This is a genomic window from Brevibacillus laterosporus DSM 25 (assembly GCF_002706795.1).
Classification (GTDB): domain Bacteria; phylum Bacillota; class Bacilli; order Brevibacillales; family Brevibacillaceae; genus Brevibacillus_B; species Brevibacillus_B laterosporus.
Genome location: NZ_CP017705.1, coordinates 3,180,171 through 3,194,057, shown reverse-complemented (window position 1 = coordinate 3,194,057; position 13,887 = coordinate 3,180,171). Strand labels below are relative to the sequence as shown.

The 13,887-nt window shown below is 41.5% G+C and carries 1 protein-coding gene; it reads right to left on the bottom strand.

Going from position 1 to position 13,887, the window contains the following annotated elements:
* Positions 1 to 9: 9 nt before the first annotated feature.
* A complete protein-coding gene (locus BrL25_RS15420; protein ID WP_099327267.1) occupies positions 10 to 13,863 on the bottom strand; it encodes a non-ribosomal peptide synthetase in 13,854 nt (4,617 codons plus the stop codon).
* Between the last annotated feature and the right edge of the window lie 24 nt (positions 13,864 to 13,887).

The window sequence follows — 13,887 nt, the reverse complement described above, 5'->3', positions numbered from 1 at the left end:
TCATTGTGATTACAGATCATCTATGTCTTCAAATAAATCATCTAATAGATCGTCTAGCTGTTCTTGGCTTAATTCCTTTTCTGTAAAATCAGTAGGTGTAAATTCTACAGTATCCTTTTCCAAGCAATGCTTACTAATTAGAAGTAAATTGTGCTTGAAGCGCTCCATCAAAATTTCAACAATCGCCCGATCAACGGCTACAGGAGCAAATCGGCAATTTACATGTAGCTGGTTATTCGAGACCGCTCCATTAAACTCCAGCAGATGCGTGTCATAATATTGCGGGCTAATCGGCTGACCAGTAGGAATCCCAGCAGATTCGCTCTCCTCCTCTTGTTGATCAAATACCCCCAGATAGTTAAAGCTGATCTCTGGGCGAATCGAGAAGGTAATATCCTGTTTGTTCGCATCGCTTGTCAGATGCTTGAGTATGCCGTAGCCCATGCCTTTATTAGGAACTCGGCGCAGGGTTTCTTTTACCGATTTAATGATGAGAGGCAATTCGTCATTTTCTAAATCAATAACGACTGGGAACAGTGAGGTAAACCATCCAACAGTGCGGTTGACATCTACCCCTTCACCTATTTCCTCACGACCATGACCTTCTAAGTGGATAGCCACTCGATTCTCTTTTGTCCATTCCTTACTGGCTAATCCTAATGCAGCAAGCAACAGATCATTAATCTCCGTTCGATAAGCTCGATGTACACGAGTAAGAAGATTCTGGGTTTCCTCTTCTGTTAGACTCATCGTGGCATATTCGCTGTCCTTCACATAGTATCTACCGTCATTGTTTCCTTTTTTAGGAAGAGAGGCGATCGATATTTCTTCCATCTGCTTCCAATATGGAATCTCGTGTAAAAGAACATGACTATTTGCATATTCATTCAAGCGCTCACTCCATGTTTTAAAGGAGGTCGTTTTTTCAGGAAGTGCAATTGCTTGACCTTGAATAACTTGCTGATAAGCAGTATGAAAATCCTCAAGCAAAATACGCCAAGAGACGCCGTCAATCACCAGGTGATGGATCACGATCAGTAAATAATCCCCAGCCTTGGTGGTAAATAAGCCAAGTCGTACCAGAGGTCCCTTTTCTAAATCAAAGCCTGCTTGCAATTGAGTAGCGATTTGCTCGATTTTCGTTGTCTGCGTATCAGTTGGTTCTTGGGTAAAATCGAACACCTGCAATGTGAACGCCTTCTCCTCAAGTCCCCTGTTGATCTGAGTCACCTTGTCCTCGGTATGCGGATACACCATTCGCAGGGCATCGTGATGCTCCGTTATTTTTTCAAATACCTTCTCGATCGCATCTTGGTTCCAGCCATTCGAGCTGTACAGTAACGAATCCTGATTAAAATGATGCGGCTGTTCCTGATTTTCTTCAAAGAATGCTTTTTGAATTGGCGTGAGCATAACTTCGCCTTCGACAGTTCCTTGTTCAATCAGTGCCTGACTGGTTTGAATCCATGGTGCAAGCTCTGCAATCGTTGGATGCTTAAACAAATGACTGATCTCCAGTTTACGGTGGTAGCGACGCAGTCTTGCTGTAATTTGAATAGCCTTGATCGAGTCTCCACCCAGTTCAAAGAAGTTGTCATAGATACCAATCCGTTCTACACGTAAAACTTCTTGCCAAACCTCAACAAGGATTTTTTGGACCTCGGTAGTAGCCTCTACATACTCCACTCCCGTTTGTATCTGTCCGTCTGGCTCTGGCAAAGCCTTTTTATTCACCTTACCGCTTGGTGTCAAAGGAAATTCCTCAAGCTCAATAAAATAAGCAGGAATCATATAGTCAGGTAATGCTTTTCCTATATGTTTGCGCAGTTCTGCTACCGTCCAGTCATCTGTTACTACTAGATAAGCACACAGATAAGATTGACCTTGCTCATCTTGACGAGCCAGCACAACTGCCTCTGTTACCTGCTCATGTTCAAGAAGACGAGCTTCAATTTCACCTAATTCAATTCGATGTCCACGGACTTTCACCTGATCGTCAATTCGTCCTAAAAACTCAATGTTTCCATCAGGAAGCCAACGTACTAAATCCCCTGTCTTGTACATTCTTTCGCCTTGGGCAAATGGATTATTCACGAATTTCTCAGCTGTTAATTCAGGCCGGTTCCAATATCCAGGAGCAATCCCTACTCCACCGATGCATAGCTCGCCCGGTACCCCTATCGGCTGTAACTGATAATCCTGATTAATAATGTAGGCTTTTTTATTTAACACTGGCTTTCCGATATGCGGCTTATCTTCAGGGGTGCATAAGCCAATCGTAGCATCTACCGTTGTTTCTGTCGGACCATATGCATTTAAGAAAATTCGATTGGCTCCCCATAGTTTGACTAAATCAACAGGTAATGCTTCTCCACCTGTACTGATATATTTCAATGCAGGTAGCTCCTCATACGGCAATGCCCGTAATGCAGAAGGCGAGATAAACGGAATGGAAGTTATTTCGTTTTCTCTTAACCATTCAACAAATTCAATCCCTGCCATGAGAAGATTGCGATCTACAAGGTAGAGAGTAGCTCCATTTGTAAGAGTATGGAAAACCTCCCCTACGGAAGCATCAAAGCTATAGGAAGCAAACTGTAGAACGCGACTATTAGCAAAGATTCCATAGGTTTGGGCCATTAAACATAAATTACATACTGCTTGATGATCAATCATTACCCCTTTTGGTTGACCTGTCGAACCTGAGGTATAAATCATATAAGCCAAATCATCAGCTGTATTGACTATCCCTACATTCGTATCAGCCGCTTGATACCATTGCATCTGTTCAATCAATATGCGATCACCTGTGAATTCTGATGGTACCTCATGCTTGTGCTGGAGCAATAATAGCGATGCATGACTGTCTTCCAGAATATATAGCTTTCGATCTAGAGGATAATCAGGATCAATCGGAACATAAGCCCCTCCTGCTTTGAGAATTCCCATCATTCCAATGACTGTTTCTATAGAACGATCCGCCATGATTGCAACAAATTGATTTCTCTCTATGCCTTTGTCGATCAAGCAACGTGCCAATCTATTTGCACGTTCATTAAGCTCACGATACGTAATAGATTGATTTTGATATACAACCGCGATCTGTTCTGGTGAGCGTTCGACTTGTTGCTCGAATAGGCTATGAATGGTTTGGTTATCAGGGTAATTGGACCTAGTATCATTAAATTGCGTCAAGATCTGTTCGATTTCCGGCAAGGTAGCAATTTTGATTTCTGCCAACTGTATTGCTGGATGCTCAATGATTTGTTGTAAAACATAGGTGAAATGCTGAGCCATCCGGCTAATTGTTTCTTCCGCATATAAGCTAGTGCTATATTCAATAGCAACCTTGAGTGTTTCTTCCTCAAGCATCGTCCAATCCATGTCAAACTTAGCATTTTTCCATTCAAAATCAAATGGTTTGAAGGTCAAGCCAGCCAAATCAATATCAGATATCTCCATGTTTTGCAAAGTAAACATCGTATCGAAGAGAGGATGGCGACTCATGTCTCTCTGTAAATCAAGCTTCTCAACTAATTTCTCAAATGGATATTCTGCATTAGCATAAGCTTGTAAAACCTGTTCCTTAACTTGTGCAAGATAGGAAATAAAAGTCTGCTCTCCTGTAGGCTGTCCACGTAAAGCTAACGTGTTGACGAACATACCAACAATACTTTCTACATCCGAATGAGCTCGTCCAGCAATTGGTGAACCGACGATAATATCATCTTGACCGGTATACTTGGCTAACAAGACCTGATACGCTGCTAGCAATGTCATATATAGAGTAGAACTCTGACTTGCCGATAATTTTTTCAGTTGTCTGAGAATGTCAGCATCAATCTCGAAAGTCCATAAATCTCCTTCAAACTGTTGGACTGCTGGACGTGGAAAATCTGTCGGCATCTCTAGTACAGGAGCTTCTCCAGCAAATTGGCTTAACCAATATCCTTCCTGATCTTGCAGGCGAGCCACTTGAGCATCGGTTTGTTGCCACACAGCGTAGTCTTTGTACTGTACCTTGAGAGGAGACAGCTCTTTTCCTTGATAGAGCTGGGTTATATCTTGGAACAATACATTGGTAGAAACTCCGTCTGAGATGATATGGTGCATATCCAGCATGAATAGGAATTTCTCTTGGCTAACACGCACTACGCCTGCACGGAACAATGGAGCCTGGCTGAGATCAAACGGACGAATGAAACCTGCTGTGATGCTTGCAAGGTCTTCTTCCTCTCCATCCATTATCTCTAAATCCCATACCACATCCTCATGTACCTGCTGCATCAGTTCTTCGTCAATCATATGAAATGATGTTCGCAGAGATTCGTGCCTTTTAACCAATTGTTCAAGAGCCTGATGAAGCTTTTCAATTTCTAAAGCTCCTTCCACTTCAAGAAAAAGTGGCATATTGTAGCTTGTTGTTTGGATATTTCCTAAATGCTGGACCACGTACATCCGTCTTTGTGCAGAGGATACAGGATAGAAATCTTGCTTTGGAGCTGGTTCAATCTCCATGTGGCCTGATCGATCAAGAAGGTCGATCGTTGCTGCCAATTCTTTGACAGTAGGATGTGTGAATACCTCTTTTAAAGGCACTTCCATTCCTAGTTCTTTATTCATTCGTAAAACTAGCATCATCGCTTTTAGCGAATGACCTCCTAGTTCAAAGAACATATCTTGTGTACCGACTTTCTCTACACCCAAAATCTCTTGGAATAACTCTACTAATTTTGCTTCTGTCTCCGTTTCTGGTGCCACATAAACGCTGGTAATTTGTCCTTCCGGCTCTGGTAAAGCACGTTTGTTCACCTTACCATTGGAAGTGAACGGTAACTGCTCCAGTTCCACGAAATAAGTAGGGACCATATATTCTGGTAAAGCTTCACTGACATGCTTACGTAATTCCGCAGCTGTCCATACCCCGTTTGTAACCACATACGCACATAGGTACGAATGACCTTGCTCATCTTGTTTTGCCAGTAAAACCGCTGCACTTATCGAGGCATGCTCCAGTAATCTTGTCTCTATTTCACCCAGCTCAATTCGGTAACCGCGTACCTTCACCTGCTCATCCATCCGACCTAAATACTCAATGTTTCCATTCGGCAACCAGCGAACTAGGTCACCGGTGCGATACATTCTATCTCCTGAAACGAAAGGATTATCCACAAAGCGTTCTTCTGTCAGCTCTGGACGGTTTAAATATCCACGAGCAATTCCTGTTCCACCCACGCAAAGTTCCCCTGGTACTCCAATCGGCTGTAGCTGATTATTCTCATTTAAGACATAGACACTCGTATTGTTTAGAGGACGCCCAATCGGTACAATTCCTGTATCTTTAATGCTAGAATCCACCGTATAGGTGGTAGCAAATACCGTTGTTTCTGTAGGACCATACCCATTTACCAAGCGACCTTCACCTAGATAATCCAGAGCTTTTTCTATATGCTTGAATGAAGCCTTCTCCCCACCAAATACAACCTTGCGCATGGATTTCATACTGGTCACGTCTAACTCCACCAAAGTATGGAACAGAGAAGTAGTCATAAACGAAACTGTAATATCCTGTTCTCGTATAATCTTCGCCAGCTCCATTGGATTGAGCATGACCTCTTTTGGCACCAGCACAAGAGTTGCCCCATTTAATAGAGCGCTATAGATATCAAAGGTAGAACCATCAAAAGCGTAGTTAGATAACTGTAATAGTCGATCTGTTGGTGCAATCTCGATATAGCCATTGTTGATGATGGTTTGCATAATGTTCTGATGAGTCGTCAGGTTGCCCTTCGGCTTACCGGTTGAACCAGAGGTATACATCACATACGCCAAATCTTGTGCTTGATTGATTACCTCCAAATTAGACGCTTCTTCATGCATCCAGCTTTCTTCGGCTAAGAGTAGTACTTCGCCCTGATAGCTAGTAGAGACCATTTCCGTTTTTTGCACCAATAACAACTTAGTCCGGCTGTCCTCTAGCATGTGTTCAATCCGTTCTAGTGGATAAGAAGGATCAATTGGCATATAGGCTCCGCCTGCTTTTAAAATAGCAAGAATTCCTATCATCATCTCAATAGAACGATCAGTGATTAATCCAATGGCTTGATCAGGCTGTACACCATGCTTTCTTAGTACCCGAGCTAATTGGTTCACTTTTGCATGTAACTCACTGTATGTGAGGTGCTCTTCGCCAAACACAAGAGCCAGATTATCTGGAAACTGCTGTACTTGTTGTTCGAATAAATGGCAAATGGATGAATCCTGTAAATCATCAGTAGCAGTATCGTTAAATACCGTCAGTATTTGCTGTTTTTCTTCGTCTGTTGTGAGTTCAAAATCCTTTAGTAAAAAATCCGGATGTTTAGCCACTTGTTCCACTAAATAAGTGAAATGCTTTTCTAATCTTTGAATGGTTTCTCGTTTAAACAGGTTCGTACTATACTCTACCGAAATATACAGATTAGTCTGTTCGGCTATCATCCAGGTCATATCGAATTTTGCATTTTTCCAGTTCAAATCACGCGAATGAAGCTTTAGACCAGAAATATTTATGTCAGACATATCCATATTTTGCAAAACAAACATCGTATCAAATAATGGATGACGACTCATATCTCTTTGTAAATGTAGCTTCTCCACCAACTCTTCAAATGGATAATCAGCGTTGGCATATGCTTGTAGTACGTTTTCTTTTACCTCTGATAAATAAGAGAGGAAGGATTGCTCTTCTTTTGGTTGACTACGTAAAGCTAGCGTGTTAACAAACATCCCAACAATACTCTCTGTATCTGCATGAGGTCTTCCTGCAATCGGAGTTCCGACAATGATGTCGTCTTGGCGGGTATACTTAGATAACAGGATTTGATAAATCGCCAACAGAGTCATATACAAAGTAGTTCCTTGCTCGGCTGACAATTGCTTTATGCTTTCTAATACTTTGGCGTCAATTTCAAACGACCAGGAATCTCCGTCAAACTGCTGTATGGCTGGTCGTGGATAATCAGTTACCATTTCCAAAATTGGTAGGTCACCAGAGAATTGATTTAACCAATACCTTTCCTGCTCCTGAAAACGGACAACCTGAGCCATGCCTTGTTGCCACACCGCAAAATCCTTGTATTGTATCTTGAGAGGACTCAGCTCTATACCTTGATACAACTGCGTTATATCCTGAAACAATACATTCATCGATACCCCATCTGAGATGATATGATGCATATCCAGCATCAATAAATGTCGCTTCGGATTGATTTGAATGAGTCCCGCACGGAATAATGGCGCCTTAGCAAGATCGAAAGGACGCATAAAGGAATCGGTAAGTTGTTGAACTTCTTCCTCTACGGCATGAATCATTTCCATTTCCCATGCAACTTCTGCATGTACCTTTTGCATCAGTTCATCATCAACCATATGAAAGGAGGTTCGTAATGATTCATGACGCTCAATTAGTTGTTTTAAAGCTAGAGATAGCTTTTCTACCTCTAGAGCACCCTCCATATCTAAATAGAACGGCATATTGTAGCCTGTTGTTTCCACATCTCTCATTTGTTGAACAACATACATCCGTCGCTGTGCATTAGATACTGGGTAGTATTCTTGCTCCATGGCCGGTTGGATTTCGCTGTAATCCGACTGTTCAGCCTGTCTGATATAGGCTGCTAATTCTTTAACGGTTTGTCTGGCGAATACTTCTTTTAACGGAACCTCTATTTTTAATTCCTTGTGTATTCTTGAAACAAGCATCATTGCTTTTAGGGAATGACCACCCAATTCAAAAAATGTATCCTGCGTTCCCACTCGTTCTACAGCTAAGATCTCTTGGAAAAACTGAACTAGCTTCTCCTCTGTCTCATTGACTGCCGCAACATATTCATTGGTAATCACTCGGTCTGGTTCAGGCAATGCACGCTTGTCTACCTTGCCATTGGAAGTAAGAGGTAGCTTTTCAAGCTCAACGAAATAGGATGGTACCATGTACTCCGGCAGAGCTTCCAGTAGGTGTTGACGTACCTGACCCACCGTCCATTGATCCTTACTTACGACATAAGCGCACAGATAGGAATGACCTTGTTCATCACGTTTTGCGACAAGTACCGCTTCACTGATAGGAGGATACTCCAGGAGACTTTTTTCAATTTCGCCCAGTTCAATTCGATGGCCGCGAATCTTCACCTGTTCATCCATTCGTCCGATGTACTCAATGTTGCCATCTGGTAAGAATCTAGCCATGTCTCCCGTACGATACATTCTTTCTCCGACAAGAAACGGGTTATCCACAAAGCGCTCTGCTGTCAGCTCTGGACGGTTTAGATAACCACGAGCTAATCCCTCCCCACCAATGCATAGCTCACCTACTACTCCAATTGGCTGAGGCTGTCCATCTTTATTTAAGATGTACGCCTTCGTGTTATTAATCGGTCTACCAATGGGAACAGCTGCTTTCGTCAACATGGAGTGATCTACAGAGTAATACGTAGCATACACTGTAGATTCCGTTGGTCCATATACATTGATAATCCGGTGCTCGCCCAAATAATCAAGGGCTTTTAGGACGTGCTTGACCGAAGCAAGCTCTCCACCGAATAATACCTTTCGTACCGATTGAAAGCATGTGATGTCCAAATCAACCAGTGTATTAAAGAGAGCGGTCGTCATAAAGGAAACCGTCACTTGTTCCTTCTTGATAAGACGTGCTAGCTCATTCATATTTAGAACTGTCTCTTTTGGTGCCAAAACTAATGTAGTTCCATGTAATAACGCCCCATAGATTTCAAAGGTAGAGCCGTCAAAGGCATAATTAGAGAGCTGTAGCAAACAATCTCCTGGCGTAATCTCAATATATCCATTATTAATGACTGTCTTAATAATGTTTTGATGTGTTGTCAAAATTCCCTTAGGCTCTCCTGTAGAACCAGAGGTATACATCACATACGCCAAATCCTGAGCATCATTAATCAACTCTAAGTTGGACGCTTCCTCCTGCATCCAGCACTCTTCTGCTAGAAGCAATACTTCGCCCTGATACCCCTCTGGAATCATAGCGGCTTCCTGCACAATCAAAAGCTGTGCCTGACTATCCTCTAGCATGTAGGTAATCCGTTCTAATGGATAAGAAGGATCAATTGGCAAATAGGCTCCGCCAGCTTTTAAGATTGCCAAAATTCCTATCATCATTTCAATGGAACGATCAGTGATTAGTCCAACCGCTTGATCCGGCTGCACCCCATGCTTTCTTAATACGCGAGCAAATTGATTTGCTTTTGCATTCAACTGTCCGTAAGTAATTTCCTTATCTTTAAATAACAACGCTATCTGATCAGGGTTTTCCTCTACCTTCTGCTCAAACTGCTGGTGGATCGTTTTATCACTCGGATAATCAGCTTCTGTATTATTAAACTCCTCCAAAAGCTGGTACACTTCTTCATCCGTTGCCAATTCCATATCTGTAAGGCTCAAGTCAGGATTTTTTGCCACTTGATTTAGCAGATGGGCAAAATGCTTCGCCATCCGCTCGATTGTTTCTTTCTTAAATAAGCGGGTACTATATTCAACTGAAAAATGTAAGGATTCTTTCTCTACAGCCGCCCATGTAAGATCAAATTTTGAATGCTTCCATTCCATGTCTTTCGTTATGATTGAAAGACCTTGTATCGCAACCTCGGTAATATCCATGTTTTGCATGACAAAGATTGTGTCAAATAAAGGCTGGCGACTTAGATCGCGACTTGGATTTACCTTATCAACCAGCTCTTCAAATGGATAATCTGCATTGGATTGAGCTTGAAGAACCAGTTGTTTGATCGTAGAGAGAAACTCGCGGAATGTCTGAGTTCCCTCTGATTTAGTGCGGATAGCCAGCGTGTTAACAAACATCCCAATAATCGATTGCAAATCAGCATTTGTGCGCCCTGCTATTGGAGAACCTATCACAATATCGTTTTGCGACGAATACTTGGAAAGCAAGACATGATAAGCCGCCAGCAATATCATGTAAGCCGTGCAGCCCTCTTTAACAATGAGCTGTTGTAATTCCTTCCATACTTGCTGATTTAATGCAAAGTCCAATACGTCACCATCAAACTGCTGTATCGCTGGACGTGGAAAATCAGTAGGAAGCTCTAGTACAGGCACACTCTCTGAAAATTGTTTCAGCCAGTATTCCTCTTGTTCGTGCAGACGAGCAAGCTGAGCCTCTCCTTGTTGCCAGATGGCGAAATCCTTGTATTGAATTCGCAGGGCAGGCAGCTCTCGTCCACGATATAATTGCGTAAAATCTTGAAAGAGTATGTTAGTAGATACGCCATCTGAGATAATGTGATGCGTATCTAGTAGCAGCAAATGACGCTCAGAATTAACACGAATTAATCCTGCTCTAAACAATGGAGCTTGACCGAGATCAAAAGGACGAATGAAAGATTTTGTCAAAGCATAAACCTCTTCCTCGGACGCTTCCATCTCCTCCATTTCCCATGCCACATCATCATGCACCTTTTGCAGCAAGGTCTCGTCAATCATGTGGAATGACGTTCTCATTGATTCATGACGCTCTATCAATTTCTTCAGAGTTTGTCTTACATTTTCCCTATCAAGAGCCCCTTCTATTTCTAGCAAAAACGGCATATTATAGCTGGTTGTATTCGTATCTCTGATCTGTTGCACAACAAACATTCGTCTTTGAGCAAAGGAGACTGGATAATACTCTTGTTTGGCGGTTGGTTCAATCATGCTATATGTAGAGCGATCTGTCTTATGAATATACGCTGCTAATTCTTTGATGGTAGGACGTGTAAATATCTCTTTTAACGGGACTTCGATTCCCATCTCTTTATGAATCTGTAAGACCAGCATCATTGCCTTAAGTGAGTGACCACCAAGCTCAAAAAATGTATCCTGCGTGCCAACCCGCTCGACACCCAAAATTTCTTGGAAAAATTGAACCAGCTTCTCTTCTGTTTCGTTCTCTGGAGCAACGTAAGCACTCCCCATTTTTCTGTCTGGTGCAGGCAACGCTCGCTTATCTACCTTACCGTTTGCAGTAAGCGGTAGTTTTTCAATCTCGATGAAGTAGGAGGGTACCATGTATTCAGGCAGTGATTCCATTACGTGTTGACGTAGCTCTGTAACGGTCCAAAATGCCTGACCTACTACATAAGCGCACAGATAGGAATGACCTTGCTCGTCTCGTTTTGCTAGAAGGACTGTTTCACTGATAGCAGGGTGCTGTAAGAGAACTTTTTCAATCTCGCCCAGTTCAATCCGATGACCACGAATCTTTACCTGTTCATCCACCCGTCCGATGTATTCAATGTTGCCATCTGGTAAAAAGCGGGCTAAATCTCCAGTACGGTACATTCGCTCACCTGAGACGAATGCATTATCCACGAAATGTTTCTGTGTTAGCTCTGGACGGTTTAGATAACCACGAGCTAATCCCTCCCCACCAATGCATAGCTCACCTACTACTCCAATAGGCTGAGGCTGTCCATCTTTATTTAAGATGTACGCCTTCGTGTTATTAATCGGTCTACCAATGGGAACAGCTGCTTTCGTCAACATGGAGTGATCTACAGAGTAATACGTAGCATACACTGTAGATTCCGTTGGTCCATATACATTGATAATCCGGTGCTCGCCCAAATAATCAAGGGCTTTTAGGACGTGCTTGACCGAAGCAAGCTCTCCACCGAATAATACCTTTCGTACCGATTGAAAGCATGTGATGTCCAAATCAACCAGTGTATTAAAGAGAGCGGTCGTCATAAAGGAAACTGTCACTTGTTCCTTCTTGATAAGACGTGCCAGCTCATTCATATTTAGAACTGTCTCTTTTGGTGCCAAAACTAATGTAGCTCCATGTAATAAAGCCCCATAGATTTCAAAGGTAGAGCCGTCAAAGGCATAATTAGAGAGCTGAAGCAAACAATCTGCTGGCGTAATCTCAATATATCCATTATTAATGACTGTCTTAATAATGTTTTGATGTGTTGTCAAAATGCCCTTAGGCTCTCCTGTAGAACCAGAGGTATACATCATATAAGCTAAAGCTTGCGCTTGATTAGTAGGAGGCAGGTTGGATACTTCCTCGTCCATACAGCTCTCCTGTGTTAAAAACAATACCTCTCCCTGATAACTGGCTGGTAGCATTTCCTGTTTTTGTACCAATAAAAACTGCGTTTGATTATCCTGAAGCATATATTGAACGCGTTCAGTTGGATAAGTAGGATCAATAGGCATATAAGCCCCACCTGCTTTATAAATCGCCAAAATGCCTATTATCATTTCTAAAGAGCGTTCGGTGATTAGTCCAATTACATCATCAGGTTGTACACCTTTCTTTCTTAACACATGTGCCAACTGATTTGCTTTCGCATTTACCTCACCGTAAGTAAGCTTCTCTTCTTTAAACACAAGTGCAACCTGATTAGGGTTTTTCTCAACTTGTTCCTCAAACAACTGATGTATGGTTTTCTCTCTCGGATAATCTGCATAGGTATTATTAAAACCATGAAGGATTTGATCTTTTGTATCAGTTGTTAAAATATCGATTTCTTTTACGAGTATGCTAGGATTAGCAGCAACCGTTTCAGCGACAGTGACAAAATGGTCAATCACATTTGCTATGTATTCTGATGAATAAAGCTTGGAATTATATAAAATTTTAATGGATGATTCATCACCGATCTGAGCTTGCACACTTAGATCATAATTTGTTTGTTCATGATGGTCTGTGGCGAATGCAAGCGAGAATCCCAGCTCTTTTTTATCTGCCAACTGATTAAAGCTGTCCATATCGATATAAAAATTTTCAAAAGCAATAATATGATTGATGAAATCCCCAGCTTCTGGATGAATATCTGCCAACGAAAGATAATCATATGATTCTGAAGCCAAGGCCATTTCTTGTACTTTGGTTACTAACGTCTCAAATCGTTCTTGTTGATCTGCCTTTATTCGTACTGGGATTGTATTAATAAATAAGCCAACCATTTTTTCAACATCAGGAATCTCTGCTGGTCTACCTGAAACAACTGAACCAAATACTACGTCGTCCGTATTGTTGTATTTTTGTAATAAAATTCCCCAAATCGTTTGGAAAACAGTATTAACTGTAACCTGATAGGCTTTGGCTATTGCAATCAATCGATCAGCTGTTTCCTGATGTAATTTCACAATACTTTGCCCATGAGCATATTCTTCATGGTTTGCCCGAACCAGTTGCTGTGGAACACCTGTTACTTTGTCGTATCCTTCTAATAGCTGTTGATAAAAATCCTTTGCTTCTTGATGATCCTGTTTTTCTAGCCATTGAATATGCTTGCTGTAAGGTGTCACATGCTCGAATGGAACAGGAGTATGATTCACGATCCCTTTATACATACGTAGGAAATCATTAAGTATGATTCCAAGGCACCAACCATCCATAATGATATGGTGATTACTCATAATTAACTGATATTGTTCCTTGTCGAGTTTAAACAATGACAGTCGAATGAGAAGGTCACGGGAGAGGTCAAACCCATTCTCCCGATCCCTCATTTTAAATTGATTAATGTAATTATCTTTTTCATCCGCCTCAAGATGAGAAATATCTTCAAAATAAATAGTGGATTTTCTTTCCTTTAATACCATTTGTACGGGTTCTTTTACTTTTTTGTAGCGGAAAACAGTTCGTAAAATATCATGCTTTTTGATTAATTGATTAAAAGCTTCTTCCAAATATTCAAGCTCTACCTTGCCTTCCAAAGTAAAGATCAATTGATCAAAATAGGCATGATTTTCTTTATCTTTTAAGGAATGAAATAAGATCCCTTTTTGCATAGGAGATAAGCGATACAAATTTTGCACATTACTTCTGCTAAACATATCTAAATCACTCCATATTTTTGC